Consider the following 15,729-nt stretch of genomic DNA (forward strand, 5'->3'; position numbering starts at 1 on the left):
TGTTGTTCAGGGGAATTCTCGTTACGAGCTGTTGCGTGGCCGCACTGGCCGCGATGCCCGCATCCGCGCAGACGCTCGCCGAAACCGATGGCCAGGCGCAGGACGGCGTCGCGATCGGCGATCCGGTTGCCTCGGCGAAGGTCGCGGCGGATGCCGACCGGGCCGGCAGCACCGGTGAAGGCGAGCTCGTCGTCACCGGCACGCGCATCGTTCGCCCGAACAACCGCTCGGCCGCGCCGATCGTCACCACCACGGCCGCAGAAATCGCTGCCCAGGGCGCGACCACGATCGAGGAGGTGCTGAATCGCCTGCCGCAGGTGCAGGTCAATTCCGAGCAGAATTTCAGCGACTCCGAAGGTCGGCAGCGGATCAAGCTGCGCAGCCTCGGCTACGAGCGGACCTTGACCCTGATCGACGGCCTGCGCGTCGGCTTGGCCAACACGATCGACGTCGGCATCATCCCCAATGCGCTGGTCGAGCGGATCGACGTGCTGACCGGCGGTGCATCCGCGGTCTACGGCTCCGACGCGGTGTCGGGCGTGGTCAACTTCATTCTGAAGAAGAATTTCGAGGGCATCCGCCTCGACGCCAATTACAGCTTCTACAACCACGACAATCGCGAGAATGCGGTCACCGAGGCGGCGGCACGGGCCGGCTTCGCCTCGCCGAGCGGCATGACCAACGACGGTCGCCGCGTCGAGCTCAGCCTGGCCGCCGGCACCAACCTGTTCGACGGCCGCGTGAACATCTCCGGCTTCGTCAACTATCGCGAGTCCGACCTCGTCCGCCTCCGCGACCGCTCGCGCGGCATCTGCGAAGTCGTCCAGCCGACCAACGATGCATTGCTGTCCTGCTCGCGGGCGAGCTACACGCCGGCAGGTACGATCATTCCGCAATCCGGGCCGAATGCCGGGCAGATCCTCGTCAACAACCCGAACGGCAACGGCACCTTCCTTCCAATCAACAGCGGGCCGGCCGGCACCTCGGCCAATCCCTACGACGACTGGGCCTTCCAGCGTCCGTTCGAGCGTATCAACGTCGGCGGCTTCCTAACCGCGCAGCTCAGCGACCATATCGAATTGTACGGCAACGGCCTCTACTACAAGGACAAGTCGTACAACACGCAACTCAACCGCAACTTCAGCTACACCTTCTACGGCAGCGATCCGTTCCAGGTGAACTGCGACAATCCCTTCCTCTCGCAAAGCCAGGCGCAGGTGCTGTGCGGCGCCAGGGCCGGACAGGCCGGTCAATTTGCGCCGCTCGATGTCCGCTACCGTTTCGACGGCCTGCCGCTGGTCGAGCAGAGCTTCACCAACGAAGGCTATCGCATCGTCGCCGGCTTACGCGGTCGAGTCCTGAACGACGTCTGGTCCTACGACGTCGCCGGCATGATCTCGCGTGCGACACTCGACACCATCGACGTTCCGTTCGCGCAATATGACAACATCAACCGCTCGCTCGACGTGGTCAGCGTCAACGGCACGCCGACCTGCCGCTCGGTAGTCAACGGCACCGATCCGAAGTGTGTGCCCTTCAACGCGTTCATCCCGTTCAACAAGGATGCGGCGCTGAACGAATATCTGTTCGGCGCGGAATCCGGCGGGCTGAGCCGGCGCACCCCGCAGCTGCTCCAGTTCCTGGGCACGGTCAGCGGTGATCTCGGCAAATACGGGATCAAGTCGCCGCTGGCCGAGCAGGGCATTGCGATCGCGATCGGCGCCGAATATCGCGACGAGAGAGAGAAGACTGTCGTCAACGAAGCCTGGATCACGAATAACGGCGGCCAGAATTCGCGCTACACGCAGAACATTCTCGAAGGGAACGTCGAGCTTCAGGCGCCGCTGGTCGAGGATCAGTCCTGGACCCGCCTGCTCCAGGTCAATGCCGGCTATCGCCAGTCCAAGTACAACCGCCTCGACGGCAGCTTCGGAACCTGGAAGATCGAAGGCATATGGGCGCCGATCGCCGACATCACCCTTCGCGCATCCTACAACAAGTCGCAGGCTGCCCCGGGCGTGGGTGCGGCAGCGGGCGCTGCGAACATCTTCTGGAACCAGGGCTTCTATGCCGATCCGTGCGCACCCCGGATCAACCCGGCGAATCCCGGCGGGCCGCGCATCGCTCCGGTGGCGACCCAGGCACAATGCGCCAATACCGGGCTTGCGACCAACCTGTACGGCAGCGCGACTTTGATCTGTCCGGACGATCGCTGCACGGTTCGCGAGGGCGGCTTCAACCTCACCCCGGAAAGCGCCTACACCAAGACGTTCGGTGTCGTGCTGCGGCCGCGCTTCCTGCCCGGTCTCACCGTGTCGATCGATCGCTGGCTGATCGACCTCAAGGATCAGCTCGACTTCCTGCAGCCGCAGAACCTGATCAACGAGTGCCTTGCCACCGGCAACGACTATTTCTGCCGCGGCATCGTCCGCAATCCGGACGGCACGCTGTCGAGTTCGCCGTCGACGAGCCCGTCGACTGGCTGGGTCGCGCGCGGGCCTGCGAACGGCTACCGCTCGCAGTCGCACGGCTGGGATTTCCAGGGCCAGTATAATCTGGGCCTCGGCTCTGCCGGCCGGCTCGACATGAGCTTCAACGGCACTTTGATGACGCGGGTCGGGTCGCAGGCGTCGCCGACCATCGAGCCCCGCGACTGCGTCGGCTATTACGGCAATCTGTGCGGCGAGAGCATGCCGAAATGGGCGCACCAGTTCCGCACCACCTGGACCTCTCCGGATCGGGTGACCAGCCTGTCGCTGAACTGGCGTCACCGCGGCGGGATGCCGCTCGACGTCTACGCTCCGGCCGACACCGGCATCCCGGCGCAGGATGCTTCCGCCCGCCGCGACGAATATCCGGGGATCAAGGCCTATAATTGGTTCGACCTTGCCCTGGCATTCGACGTCGGCAAGCAGATGACGTTCCGGCTCGCGGTGAACAACATGTTCGACAAGGATCCGCCGATCGTTCCGGACAGCCGCTCGCGCATCGGGCTGCTGCGCGGCAACACGATCATGGGTTACGACCTGCTCGGTCGCCAGATCGTGGCCGGCATCTCGGTCCGCATGTAAGCCAACTCTTCCCCTCCGGAGCTTCTCCGGAGGGGAAATTACGGCTCCGCGAGCCCGCACTGCACGGGCGCCGCCATATCTCGCCGCCTGCCGGATCGAGCGATCGCTCGGCTCAACCTCACTTTTCTCCCCGCTGTGCCCTCCTTTGGCCAGGAACGCGCCCTCTTGCGATTGACTTGCAATAGCGTCTTTCACTGGATAGAGCGCCCGCAAGGGAGATCTTATGTACGCGTCGTATCGCCTGCGCCTGCTCGGCGCCGCCACCGTCTTTGCGCTTGCGGTTCAGCCCGCTTGGGCGGCCGAGGCGTCAGGGGCCGACGCCGCAGAGGCTGGTGAGACAGCGGGTGGCGGGGATGAGGAGATCGTCGTCACCGCGACCCGTTCGATCCTGCCGCCGAGCGCGCTTCCGCTCACCGTCGACGTGATCGACAAGACCACGCTCGATCAGCAGCTCGCCATCTCCGGGTCGGTCACCGACGCGGTCGCCACCCTCACCCCGTCTTTCTCGCCGACACGGCAGAAACTGTCCGGCGCCGGCGAGACCCTGCGCGGACGCTCGCCGCTCTACGCGATCAACGGCATCCCGCAATCGACTCCGCTCCGCGACGGTAGTCGCGACGGCTTCACCATCGACGGCTTCTTCGTCGATCGGGTCGAGCTGATCTACGGTTCCAATGCGCTGCAGGGCATTGGCGGAACCGGCGGCGTCGTCAATCAGGTGACTGTCGGCGCGCCGCGCCTCGAAGGGCTGAGCGGCCGTGTTCTCGTCCAGGGCAGCGCCGACGCCGACTTCCACGAGAACGGGCTCGGCGGCAAGATCGCCGGCCTGGTTCAGTACAAAAGCGGCCGCTTCGACGCGAGCGTCGGCGGGGCCTATGACAAGCGCGGCGTCTTCTACGATGGTCACGGCAACCCGGTCGGGCTCAATCTCACCCAGGGCGAGACCCAGGATTCCCGATCCTGGTCGCTGTTCGGCCGCTTCGGCTACGGGTTGAGCGACACGGCTCGGCTCGATCTGATTGCGAGCCGCTTCCAGCTCGACGGTGACGGCGATTTCGTGGCCAAGGCCGGCAACCGCGCCACCGGCCTGCCGACCAGCGCCGTGCGCGGGACCCCGCCCGGCGAACCCGCCGCCAGCCGCACCGAGAGCGTCGCGCTGTCGCTCACCGACACCGACCTTTGGGGCGGCAATTTCGTCGGGCAGATCTTCTGGAATCGCACCCACGACATTTTCGGCGGCGAGATTGCGCCGATCGCCACTTTCCAGGATCCGGCGATCGCTCCGGTCGGCACCCTCTTCGATCAGTCGGAGAACCGCTCGCGCAAATATGGCGGCAAGTTGAGCTACGAGCGCGCGGTTCCCGGCTTCGAGGCGCTGACCGCAATCCTCGGCTTCGATGCGCTCTGGGATTCCACGGAGCAGAGGCTGATCGCCACCGACCGAGCCTGGGTGCCGCCGACGGACTTCCGCAGCCTGGCGCCTTTCGGACAGCTCAATCTTGCCCTGTTCGACGAAACGCTGCGGCTTGCCGGCGGCCTGCGCTGGGAGAATGTCCAGATCCGGATCGACGATTACCGCACCCTCGCCGCGACCACGTTCGTCGCCCCGAACCAGGCGACGTTCGGCGGCGTTGCAGTCTCGGGCGGCACGCCGACGTTCGACGATCTGCTCTTCAACGGCGGCGTCATCGTCGAGCCCATCAAGGGTCTGCGCGCCTATGCAAGCTATGCCGAGGGCTTCACGGTGCCGGATATCGGCCGCATTACCCGCGCGATCCGCATCCCGGGCGTGGACCTCGACGACTATCTCGACATCAGCCCGATCGTCTCGAACAACCGTGAGGTCGGCGTCGAGGTGAAGCGGGGGCCGCTCGACGCCAGCATCGCCTACTTCTGGTCGTCGAGCGACAAGGGGCAATTGCTGATCGCGAACCCGGGCGGAATCTTCGACGTGCAACGGCTCCGCACCGAAATTCAGGGGCTCGAGATCAATGTCGGCGTGCGGCTGCCGCTGCCGGGTGCGCGAGTGTCGGTCGGCTATGCCCATCTCGATGGTCGCTACGACAGCGACGCCGTGCCGGACGGCGTCGTCGACACCGATCTCGACGGCAGCAACATTTCGCCGGACCGGCTGAACCTCGCCGCCAGCTACGACCGCGGTCCATTGTCCCTGCGGCTCCAGACCCAATTCTTTCTGTCGCGCAGCTTCAACGGCCGCATCCGCGATCCGCGCAACGATTTCGCCGGCTACACCGTCACCGATGCGGCGATCCGCTACGAGACAGGCTTCGGCGCGCTGAGCCTCAGTGCGCAGAATCTGTTCGACACCTTCTACATCGATTATTCGAGCGACACCCGGCTGCCGACCGACAATCTCAGCTTCTTCGCCGGCCGCGGCCGCACCCTCACCCTCGGCTGGGATTACCGGTTCTGATCCGCCTGCTCGATCTTCTGCACCGCTGGGCCGGCGGGCTGCTCGGCCTTCTGCTCGCCCTGATCGGGCTCAGCGGCGCGATCCTCGTGCACAAGGAGGCATGGATCGGCGTGGCCCATGCAGGCGATCCGCTCGTCCGCGATCCGGCGGTGATCGGCCGGGCAACCGCGCGGATGATGGCCGAGCCGGGGGTGCAGAGCATCGTCTATGCCGGTGACGGGTTCGGCCTGCACCAGCTCCGCACGGCCGGCGGCGGCGGCGCCTATGCCGACCAGGCGGGACAGATCGTCACGCGCTGGTCCAGCCAGTGGCAGCGTCCCGAACTTTGGCTGTTCGACTTTCACCATCACGTTTTCTCCGGCGATACCGGCGAGACGGTGATCGGGATCGCCGGGCTTGCCGCGATCCTGTTCGTGGTCACCGGCACGATCCTGTGGTGGCGGACGCGGCGCACGTTCAAGCTCCGCCTGCTGCCCAGGCGCCTGAGCCGGCCCGCAATCGTCATGCACCACCGCGATCTCGGGATCGTCGCCGCGCCGTTGCTGCTGCTCTCGGCCCTGACCGGGACGATGATGATCTTCCGGCCCGTCGGCGAATTGGCGGTGGCGCCCTTCGGATCCTATGGCAGCGTCGCAGCCGCGCTGGCACCACCCAAGGTGAAGAGCGGTGCCCTTGCGGTACGTCCCGACTGGCAGCGGATCATCGCCGCCGCGCACGCGCGGTTCCCGGATGCGACGATCCGGATCCTCGCTTTGCCGCGTAAAGCCGGCGATCCGATCCAAATCCGCATGAAACGCGCGGCGGAGTGGCTTCCCAACGGCCGTTCGACCCTCTGGTTCGACGCGGCCGACGGCCGCATTCTCGCCGCCCGCGATGCACTGTCGCTGCCGCCCGGTGCGCAGCTGTTCAACAAGGCCTATCCGCTCCACTCCGCCAAGATCGGCGGCCTTGCCTGGAGGATGGTTATGACCCTGTCCGGACTCGCTCTGTCCCTGCTCGGCACTCTTGCGGTCTGGAGCTTCTGGTTCAAGCGCCCGCGCCCGGGACCGAAGATGCAGCGAATTGGAAGCGGGCCGGCTTAAAGCTCCGGCGCTAACCGCCCTTATCGGATCCGCGGCGGGTATCGTCCCGTCCGGGTTCGAAATGGGGGGCAAGATGATTCCAGCCGTCGGCGTGATCGTCGTGCTCGTGATGTTGTTTGCGGTGATCCTGTTCGATGGCGAGGAGCCGTGCGAGATCGAGACACGCTGGGTCACGCGACCCTGATCGGCGTCGCCTTTCTTCGCCCCCTGCCCGCCGATCTCGTGCACAAGATGCGGGTTCGTCATGCGGCGCTGCGGCGGCGTGCCAGGAGCCGGACGTCGGCCGGCACCCACTGAGATCGCGCGCTGCCTACTGTCCCTTTTCTCCGAACCCATTATGATCCTTTCGGTGACCGAACCGACGCTCATCAGCGCACGCCCCCAGCTGACCGATCCGCGCGGCTTCCTTCTGGCGGCCATGGCCGATCTGCCACTGTCGATGGCGATCGGATGGGCGTTGTTCCGGGCGAACCTGCGCGCCCGGCAGCGCAGATCGGCGCTCGGCTACTTGTGGCTGCTCGCGCCCGCGGCGGCGGCGACGGTGATCTGTACCTACCTCCAGTCGCGCCGGATCGTCGAGATCGGCAGCACCCAACTGCCCTACGCCGCCCATGTGCTTGCCGGCATGTTACTGTGGCAGATCTTCGTCGAAGCTCTGAACGCGCCGCTACAGCAATTGACGATCAGCCGGCAGATGATGACACGAAGCCGGGTTCCGCACGAAGCGATCATCATTGGCGGCGTCTTCGAAGTGCTGCTCAATGGCGCGATACGGCTGGCCGTGCTTGCGGCCGCCGCGGCCTGGTTCGGGGTAGATTTCGCACCGACGATCCTGCTGGTGCCGTTGGGCGCCGCTGCCTTGATCCTGCTCGGTCTCGCGTTCGGCATGATCATCCTGCCCTGGGGCCTGCTCTACCAGGATGTCGGCCGCGCGATCGCACTCGGCACGACCTTGTGGTTCTTCCTCACACCGGTTTTCTACCGGGCACCGGCCGGGGGGCTGACCCGGATCAATCCGGTGACCCCGCTCCTGGACAGCACGCGCTCCTGGATCGGGCCGGGCGGGGCCTCGGCGGCGTTTCTTCCGGTGACCGCCGGGGCGGCAGCCTGTCTGGTCCTCGCCTGGCTCTTCTACCGGCTCGCCCGCCCCCATGTCGTTGCGCGGCTCGGATGACTTTCCTGTCGAGGATCAAGGCGGCGGCGCGGCGGCGGCTCTTCGCGCCTGCCGGGCCGCTATCCCCGGACGCGAGCACGATCGATCTGGACGACGCATCGATCGCCGCCGATCCGTTCCCGCATTATGATCGGCTGCGTGCGTCTGGGAGCGTGCAGCACCTGGCCAAACACGGCAGCTGGATCGTGCTCGGCTATGACGATGCCCGGCATGTGCTCGGCGACGCCGCGACCTTCTCGAACGCGCCTTATGCCGACGTGGATGCGGTCCTGCTCGGCGCCGATCCGCCGCGTCAGGCGATCGTTCGCCGGGTGCTGGCACGCCGCTTCGCCGCGCAACGCCTGGCGCAGCTGGACAGCACGGCGCAGGCCGCGGCGCGCGCCCTGATCGAGCACGAGATGGATGCGGTATCCGGCTACGCCGCGCCGATCAGCCGCGCCGTCGCCGCCGACCTCATCGGCTTCGACCAGTCCGCCGTCGCCGACATCGTCGAGGGAACGAGGCGGTCTCTCGAAACGGATGCCCCCCTCGCCGCGCTGATCGCCACGCTGGACGAGATCGCGCCCCGCGCAGCCATGTTCGAAGAGATCGCAGCGGAGGTCGGCGAGATCCTCGGCGACGCGGAGGTGCGCAGCCTCATTCGCCTGCTCTGGCTTGCCGCCACCACCACCACGGAGCGGGTGATCGCACAGGCCGTGCTTCGGCTGGCAACGGATCATGCGCTCGCCGCCCGGCTCCGCGGGGAGCCGGACTTGCTGGCGCCGTTCGTCGAGGAGGTGCTGCGTCTCCACCCGCCCGAACATCTGCTTCCGCGGGCAACCACCGCGCCCGCCGTCATCGGCGGTGTCGAGATCCCGGCCGGCGCGCTCGTTCAGGTCTGCGTGGCGGCGGCCAATCGCGATCCCGTGCGGTTCGAGCAGCCGCATCAACTGCGGCTCGATCGCCGCGAGAAGCGCCATCTGGCGTTCGGGTCAGGAGTCCATCATTGTCTCGGCGCACCGCTCGGCCGGCACGTGGTTGCAGCGAGCCTCACCACCCTTCTCGCCGCCGCGCCGCGTCTTCGCCTCCGGACGAACGCCGCCGACCTGCCCTTCTTCCGCACGGCAAGCGCGCTCAGCCCCCTCGAACTGCCGATCGCGCTGTGACCAAGCGGCCGGTACTCGCCGTCAGCGGTCTGTCGAAACGCTACAGCCGCCGATTGAGGAGCGCCCTCGCCTACGGCGTTCGCGACATCGCACGCGAGTTCCTGCCGGCGGCGGCGGCGCAGCTGCGGCGCGACGAATTCTGGGCGCTGGAGGATGTGAATTTCACGCTCCGGCGCGGCGAAGCCCTTGCGGTCGTCGGCCACAACGGCGCCGGCAAGAGCACCTTGCTCAAGATCCTGTTCGGGCTGGTGAAACCGGATCGCGGCCAAGTCGCAATCGCGGGGCGCGCAGAGGCGCTGATCGAGCTCGGCACCGGTTTCAACCCGGTGCTCAGCGGCCGTGAAAACGTCCGGGTCAGCGCGGCCTTCCACGGCTTCGATCGCGCGGCGACGCGCCGCCTGGTCGACGACGTCGCCGCATTCGCGGAGCTCGACGACTTCTTCGATGCACCGGTCCAATCCTACAGTTCGGGGATGAAAGCACGGCTGGCTTATGCCGTGATCGCCAATCTCAAGCCGGATGTGCTCTTGGTCGACGAGGCGCTCGCCGTCGGCGATGCCGCATTCCAGCGCAAATGCGTCGGCCATATGCGCAGCTATCTCGACGATGGCGGCTCGGTCCTGCTCGTGTCGCACAGCTTCCATCAGATCCAGACGGTCTGCGAACGCGGTATTCTCCTCGATCACGGCAGGCTCGTCTTCCAAGGCACGGCCACCGAAACGCTCCACCGCATGTTCGAAAGGAAACCGGCGCAGCGCGGCGGTGTCGAAAACGGCGCCGCCGCAGACGAGCCAGTGATCATCGAGGCACTCTCGGTCGAGGGCCCCGGGGAGGACGGTCCCGTTTCCGGAGAGCCCATGCGGCTGACCGTTCGGTATCACTGCCACAGCCCGATCGATATCCTATGGGCTTTCGGCATCTGGACCGACGATCAATGGACCTGCGTCACCGGTGCCGCCGTCCACGCGCCGGTGCGTCTCGAACGCGGATCCGCGATGCTCAGCTGCGTCGTGCCGCAACTGCCGCTGGCGGCCGGCCACTATATCGTCAAGGCGTGGTTGATCGATGCAGCCACCCGGCTGCCGCTGGCGGTCCACGGCGTCCGGGATGCGGGAACCAGCATCACGGTGAAAGGCGAACCGAGCTCCGCGAACCTGGCCTTGGCTCGGCTGAACGCGCTGGTGATGATCGATGTCGACTGGGGCTGAACTCGACGCCGCAATCGGCCGCGGCATCGCCTTTTTGCGAGCCGGGCAATTGCCGACCGGCGAATTGCCGGTCTTTGCCTCGCTCGATCGCACGATGGCGGCCGACTGCACGATCGATCCCTCGATCTTTCCGACCGCCTTGATGGCGCAATGCCTCGCCTTCTGCCCGGAGGCGCGGGACGTTCGTGCGAGGGCAACGGCATTCCTGCGCGAGGAAATGGACGCAAACGGATTGTGGCGGCATTGGACGCGCGCGCACCCGTTTCATGGGCAATTGCCGCCCGATCTCGACGACACGAGTTGTGCGTCCGCAGCGCTCCGCCAGGCGGGAATTGCTTTCCCCGACAACCGCACGCTGCTGCTCGCCAATCGCGATCGCGCCGGTCGCTTCTATACCTGGATCGCGCCGCGGCCTCGTCTGACCCGCGGGCGGCATCTGTCGGTGACCGCGGCGCAGCTTCGCCACCCGTTGACCTTGCTTCTCTTCTTTCGGCGCACTTCGGCGAAGCCCGGCGACATCGATGCCGTGGTCAACGCAAACACGCTCTTCTATCTTGGCGACTTCCCCGGGCGGGCCGCAGTGGAGGCGCTGCTGATCGACGTGCTGCGCAACGACGGGGAGCGCATCTGCGACAAATGGTACGATAACCCGTTTGCGATCTGGTACTTCCTGTCCCGTGCCCTGGCGCCGAAGGCGTCGGACGCCGGGGCGCTCATCGCCGCCAAGATCGCAGAGGCGCGTCCGGCCTCGCCGCTGGAGCAGGCGCTTGCGGCCTGCGCCCTGCTCTGGTGGGGGCGAACGCCGGCTTCCGCCAACGTCGAGGCCCTGCTGGGCGCGCAGGATGAGAGCGGGGCATGGCCCCGTGCAGCACTTTATCACGGCGGACGCGCGCGGCTCCGCGGCGGCGGCTTCGCCGATCCGCATCCCGACACGCCGCGATGGGGATCGGAAGCGCTGACCACCTGCTTCGCGCTGGAGGCCTTGTCGCGTCTCCGCTCAGCCTGAGCCGAACAACCGCCGTCCAACGTGCATCTTCACCGATTTGCCGACGAGCTTCCAAGCGTCTTCCGCGACATTGCGCGCGCGGCGATGGAACAGCAGCAGGTGCATCGCGAGCACGAGCAGATCGCCCGGATGGACGAGGGCTGACGCGACCAGCAGCGAGAACGGCAGCAGCACGTCATAATATTCGTGCAGGAAGATGAAGAAGCCGGGTTTCGGATCGGCGATCACGGGACGCATCTGCCACAATCTGACGCGTCGATAAGACAGGCAGAGATGAACTGCGAGGGCGACCAGCGGCAACGGGCTTGCCATCTTCCAGATCAGGATCGCGAGAGCCGCCGCTTCCAGCGGAAAGGCGAACCATGTGCCGAGCCGTGCCGCGACGCGGGGCGGATGGCGCCCGGCGAAGGTCCGCACACCCGCGGCAAGATCGGCGTCACGGTCCAGCAATTGGTGCCACAAATTGCCCCTGAGGCCATACCCCAATGACCATGCCGCAGCCGCTCCGAACCAGACGAGGTCGACCGCGTGCCGGGCGGTGGCGAATGCCAGCGCGACCGCGACCAGGGTCGGAAACAGGTGCGCGCCGCAGGCGTCGGCGACTACCCCGGCCAGTCCCCGCGTTTTCAGCCGCACGGGCGGCACGGAATAGAGTGTGAAGGCGATCCACGCGGCGCCGTAGCAGAGCAGCAGCAGCGGCTCGCCCCGCCACAACCAGAAGAAAAGGGCCCCGCCGGACAAGGTCAGCATGAGCGCCGCCCCCCGAAATGCGGCGCTCTTGTCGGCCATGCGATTGCGCTTTCCGGCGGCGCGATCGTCGGCGATATCGGTGATGTCGTTGATGATGCTCACATAAGCGGCGCCGGGCAGCAATGCGAGCAGCAGCAGCAAGGCGCCGGCCCAGAGTGCGCCCACGCCGACCCCGATGAGCAAGGCCGTGCCATAGAAAAACGTGAGAATGGGTGCGAGCTTATAGTCCCACCACTCGCCGGCGCGGAGGACGGCGGTGGCCCGCTCACCCATGCCAAACTCTGCGATGCGGCGATTTAGCGCTTTGTTCCATGTCGATAGTTTCCTAGGCTCAGGCTGGGGGAAGGATCAGAACATGGCAAGCGAAAGCGAATCGCGGGTGCGGCCGAAGCGTTTTGCATTCATCAGCAGCAATTTCACCTGGGGCGGCAGCGAGGAGCTTTGGAGCCTGACGGCCGCGGCGCTGGCGCGCGAGGGACATCGCGTCACCGCCTACAAGAACCGACTGAAGCCGCACGAAGGCAATGTCGACGAACTCCGCGGCATGGGCGTCAGGCTGATCGAACTCGCGCGATTTCCTTTCCTGCCCAACGCGCTGTTTTCGGCGATCTTCTGGATCTCGCCACCTTTGAGCGTCGCCTGGCAGGCGCTGCGGCTGCACCTCAGCCTCAGGCTGCGCAAGCGACCGGACCTCGTGATCATCTCGCAGGGCGGCAACCACGACGCGTTTCTGCTCGCCGGCATCTGCCGCCGGCTTGGGCATCCGTTCGTACTGATCAGCCAGAAGGCGACAGATCTCTACTGGCCGCGCGACAATTGGTTGAAGGAAGTCCGCGCGATCTACGCCGAAGCGATCCACGCCTTCTTCGTCTCGGAGCATAATCATCGCCTGACCGAGGAACAGATCGGATGCCGGATCGAGCGCGCTTCGGTCACCCGCAACCCGTTCATGGTGCCGTGGACGAAGAGGAGGGATTGGCCCGGGGAGGAGAACGGACTTCGCCTCGCCTGCGTCGGCCGGCTCTACCCGAAAGAGAAAGGCCAGGACATGCTGCTCCGGGTCCTGGCCAGCGCCAAATGGCGGGGGCGGCCGCTCAGCGTGACCTTCTTCGGCTCCGGCGAGCAGCAAGAGGCGCTCCAGGCGATGGCGGCCTATCATGGTCTCTCCAGCGTCCGCTTCGGCGGCTATGCGGAAAATGTCGCGGCGATCTGGGATGATCATCATGGCCTCGTCCTGCCGACCCGGGCCGAAGGCCTCCCGCTCGTCCTCGTCGAGGCGATGATGAGCGGACGGGTGGCGATCGTCACCGATGTCGCCGGCAATCGCGAAGTGCTGGAAGACGAGCGTACCGGCTTCATCGCCGATGCGCCGTCGGAACAGGCCATCGACGATGCCCTCGAGCGCGCCTGGGCACGACGTGCGGAGTGGCGCGCGATCGGCGACACCGCCGCGGATCGCATCCGAACGCTCGTGCCTGCCGATCCGGCCCGCACCCTCGCGGCCGAGCTGGTCGCCATCGCCGAACGGATCGGGAGGTCAGGCGGCGAGATCGGGCATTGAGGGCAGCACGGCCCCGGTATCGCTCCCGGCATGCCCTTCATCGCGGTGAAGAGCCGAGCACGCCCCGATGCGCCATTCGCACGGGCAGCCGTCGGCGTAACGAGCGCGGACCGCGCGATCGCGCAGTCGTACCACCGTGCGCAGGCAGGCACGCAGCGTCGACGGCGACACCGCGCCCCAGGCGGCCCAGAACAGCACGGCGGCGGTCTCGGCGTTCCAGCCCAGCCGGCCGCGGCGGAGCAGACGGCCGAGCACGGCGGGCGAGCGCCCAGACCACAAGCGGGTCGAACCCAGCGATACGAAGACGCGCGGCAAGACCTTACCGTCGCCCGGATCTGCGGTAATGCCGCCGACCCGGCGATACATGCGATCGACCGAGGTCTCGACCTTTTCCTGCTCCGAGGTGAGCCGGGTACTCAGTGCCGACGAGCGATGAAAATAGAGCGCGTCGGGAAGCACGAGCAATCGCCCGATCTCGGCCATCCGGAAATACAGATCCGCATCTTCCCAGAAATCGGCCTCGCAGCGATAGCCTCCCGCCCGTTCGAACGCGTCTCGGCGGAACATGATTGAGCCGTGCGGAAACGGCGAGAACGGCGAGGAACGCGACAGCCGCCACCGGTCTCGCGGTCGCAAATGCCGGCCTTTTTCGTCAATTCCTTCCCAGAGGCTGCCGACCAGGCAAGCGGACGGCGCAGCCTCCAGCGCCTCGGCCTGGCGCATCAGCCGATCCGGGTGGGCGATGTCGTCGGCATCCATGCGCGCGACGAGTCGGCCTGAGGATTTGCTCACTACCCAGTTGGAGCTTGCCGCCGGTCCGAGCGAATGCTCGCCGATGAACAACCGAATTCTCGGATCTCGCGCCGCCCAATTCCTCAACCGTTCGGTCGAGCCGTCGGTCGAACCATCGTCTCGAATGACGAACTCGAAGTCGGATAGCGTCTGATCCAGGATGCTGCGGATGCTCGCATCGAGGAATGGCCCTGCGTTTCGAACGGGCATCACTACGCTGAGTGCCCGCGGCCTCCCCCCGCCGTTCGCGACCATGCCGTTCCCTCCACCCGGCTCCTGCCTTCCCCTCGGCAAGAACTATTATCAATCCCTAGCCCACACTAGAGACGTCCACGGTGAGTAAAGACGCGCACACGTTCGTCCAAATGCCGAACACAAGCCTGGCACGAAAGCACCGGCCAGTCCTTTGACCGTAGCACTCAATCGCTTAGACTGGAAGGCTTCTGAAAAGAATCCTCTGGGTCAGGCTGATCGACCATAGATACGGTCCAGAACGGACGCGACATTCACGAGTCGTTCTGCCTCCGCATCGAAAGCGTGGCCCTCGGACAGCCTTGTGGCCCAATCCGCCGCCGCACGTCCGCCCCAGGATTCAGGGGGCTCGGCAAGCGTCTCGGCAGTCGTGTCGCGGAACCGCTCGGCGGTGAAATCGTAGAAGGATCCACCGACATTGCGCAAGGCGGCACCGCCCTGCGTGCCATAAAAGGACGCTTCGATCACTGCCTCGCGCCCGGCCGGAAGGCGCCACGAGCATGCGAGCCGGATCGAAACCCCGTTTTCCAGACCGATCTGCGCGACCGCATAATCCTCGACCTTGCCGGGCGAGAGCGGCGCTCCGCCGGCGATCAGTTGGGCATCGACCGTGGCCACCTTCGGAAAGTCGAGCGCCCACAGAGCGAGATCGACCAGGTGGACTCCCAGATCCATGACGCAGCCGCCGCCGGACAGATCGGGATCGTAGAACCAGGCCTTGTCGGGACCGTAAGCGTTGTGGAAGACGAGATCGGCGGCGTAGACATTTCCGAGCGCGCCGTCGGCGAGCAGCCCGCGGATCTGCTTCATTCCTTCCGTGAAGCGGTAGGAAAGATCGACGGCGAGCAGCCGGTTCGCCGAGCGGGCCGCCGCGACCACGGACGCCGCTTCCGCGGCGGTGCGGCCAAGCGGCTTCTGGCAGAACACCGCGGCGCCGGCTTCCAGCGCGCGAATCGATTGCTCGGCGTGGAGAGCGCTCGGCGTTGCGATGACGATCCCGTCGAGGCCCTCGGCGAGCAGGCCGTCGAGGCCTTCGACCCGTTTCGCCCCCGGCGCCAGCTTGGCGGCCTCCGCGGCCATGTCGTCGGAAGGATCTGCAAAGGCGGCCGCCTCGATCGTACCGGTTTCGAGCATCGCTTCCATGCGATGGCGGCCGATCCAGCCGACGCCGAGAAAGCCGATGCGGGGACGCGTAAGAGACATTCAGATATTCCTTGTGCCCGGCGAAGGGGGATGGGTCATTGGATCGCGCGG

11 protein-coding genes are annotated in these 15,729 nt (G+C 66.3%); 8 read left to right on the forward strand and 3 right to left on the reverse strand.

From position 1 onward, the window contains the following. The first annotated feature begins 35 nt into the window (after nucleotides 1–35). The 7 genes from ETR14_RS00160 (at nucleotide 36) to ETR14_RS00190 (ending at nucleotide 11,120) form a co-directional block, all read left to right on the forward strand. Complete coding sequence (locus tag ETR14_RS00160) at nucleotides 36–3,071, forward strand: TonB-dependent receptor domain-containing protein (RefSeq protein ID WP_243455693.1); 3,036 nt, start codon at nucleotides 36–38, stop codon at nucleotides 3,069–3,071. Nucleotides 3,072–3,294: 223 nt separating this feature from the next. Next, on the forward strand, nucleotides 3,295–5,505 hold the full coding sequence (locus ETR14_RS00165; protein ID WP_129382805.1) for a TonB-dependent receptor: 2,211 nt from the start codon (nucleotides 3,295–3,297) through the stop codon (nucleotides 5,503–5,505). A 50-nt stretch (nucleotides 5,506–5,555) separates the two neighbouring features. Beyond that, the gene (locus tag ETR14_RS00170) at nucleotides 5,556–6,587 is read left to right on the forward strand and encodes a PepSY domain-containing protein (RefSeq protein WP_243455962.1); all 1,032 of its coding nucleotides are present in this window, start codon (nucleotides 5,556–5,558) and stop codon (nucleotides 6,585–6,587) included. Between the two features lie 349 nt (nucleotides 6,588–6,936). Continuing rightward, nucleotides 6,937–7,761: an ABC transporter permease gene (locus tag ETR14_RS00175; RefSeq protein ID WP_165356235.1), complete on the forward strand. Its 825-nt coding sequence runs from the start codon at nucleotides 6,937–6,939 to the stop codon at nucleotides 7,759–7,761. Then, nucleotides 7,758–8,906: a cytochrome P450 gene (locus tag ETR14_RS00180; RefSeq protein WP_129382808.1), complete on the forward strand. Its 1,149-nt coding sequence runs from the start codon at nucleotides 7,758–7,760 to the stop codon at nucleotides 8,904–8,906. Before ETR14_RS00175 ends, ETR14_RS00180 begins: the two co-directional genes overlap by 4 nt. Then, nucleotides 8,903–10,114, forward strand: a complete 1,212-nt coding sequence (locus ETR14_RS00185; RefSeq protein WP_165356236.1) for an ABC transporter ATP-binding protein — start codon at nucleotides 8,903–8,905, stop codon at nucleotides 10,112–10,114. The genes ETR14_RS00180 and ETR14_RS00185 overlap by 4 nt, the downstream gene beginning before the upstream one ends. Further along, complete coding sequence (locus ETR14_RS00190) at nucleotides 10,098–11,120, forward strand: hypothetical protein (protein WP_129382810.1); 1,023 nt, start codon at nucleotides 10,098–10,100, stop codon at nucleotides 11,118–11,120. The genes ETR14_RS00185 and ETR14_RS00190 overlap by 17 nt, the downstream gene beginning before the upstream one ends. Here ETR14_RS00190 and ETR14_RS00195 read toward each other — a convergent pair. After that, nucleotides 11,112–12,143 (reverse strand): UbiA family prenyltransferase, encoded by a 1,032-nt coding sequence (locus tag ETR14_RS00195; protein ID WP_129382811.1) that lies wholly within the window; start codon nucleotides 12,141–12,143, stop codon nucleotides 11,112–11,114. The genes ETR14_RS00190 and ETR14_RS00195 overlap by 9 nt on opposite strands. An 82-nt stretch (nucleotides 12,144–12,225) precedes the next feature. On the opposite strand from ETR14_RS00195, the gene ETR14_RS00200 reads away from it, so the two are divergent. Beyond that, on the forward strand, nucleotides 12,226–13,431 hold the full coding sequence (locus tag ETR14_RS00200) for a glycosyltransferase family 4 protein (protein WP_165356237.1): 1,206 nt from the start codon (nucleotides 12,226–12,228) through the stop codon (nucleotides 13,429–13,431). Here ETR14_RS00200 and ETR14_RS00205 read toward each other — a convergent pair. After that, nucleotides 13,408–14,433: a glycosyltransferase family A protein gene (locus tag ETR14_RS00205; protein WP_165356238.1), complete on the reverse strand. Its 1,026-nt coding sequence runs from the start codon at nucleotides 14,431–14,433 to the stop codon at nucleotides 13,408–13,410. The two genes, ETR14_RS00200 and ETR14_RS00205, sit on opposite strands and share 24 nt — an antisense overlap. A 252-nt stretch (nucleotides 14,434–14,685) precedes the next feature. Continuing rightward, entirely contained in the window at nucleotides 14,686–15,678 is a 993-nt protein-coding gene (locus tag ETR14_RS00210) for a Gfo/Idh/MocA family protein (protein ID WP_129382814.1), read from the reverse strand. Nucleotides 15,679–15,729 lie beyond the last annotated feature (51 nt).

The sequence above is a fragment of the Sphingosinicella sp. BN140058 genome, assembly GCF_004135585.1.
Classification (GTDB): Bacteria; Pseudomonadota; Alphaproteobacteria; order Sphingomonadales; family Sphingomonadaceae; genus Allosphingosinicella.

Coding starts and splice junctions, on each gene's coding strand:
- ETR14_RS00195 (WP_129382811.1), bottom strand. CDS start 12,143: ATGGGTGAGCGGGCCACCGCCGTCCTCCGCGCCGGCGAGTGGTGGGAC.
- ETR14_RS00165 (WP_129382805.1), top strand. CDS start 3,295: ATGTACGCGTCGTATCGCCTGCGCCTGCTCGGCGCCGCCACCGTCTTT.
- ETR14_RS00200 (WP_165356237.1), top strand. CDS start 12,226: ATGGCAAGCGAAAGCGAATCGCGGGTGCGGCCGAAGCGTTTTGCATTC.
- ETR14_RS00210 (WP_129382814.1), bottom strand. CDS start 15,678: ATGTCTCTTACGCGTCCCCGCATCGGCTTTCTCGGCGTCGGCTGGATC.
- ETR14_RS00180 (WP_129382808.1), top strand. CDS start 7,758: ATGACTTTCCTGTCGAGGATCAAGGCGGCGGCGCGGCGGCGGCTCTTC.
- ETR14_RS00190 (WP_129382810.1), top strand. CDS start 10,098: ATGTCGACTGGGGCTGAACTCGACGCCGCAATCGGCCGCGGCATCGCC.
- ETR14_RS00205 (WP_165356238.1), bottom strand. CDS start 14,433: ATGCCCGTTCGAAACGCAGGGCCATTCCTCGATGCGAGCATCCGCAGC.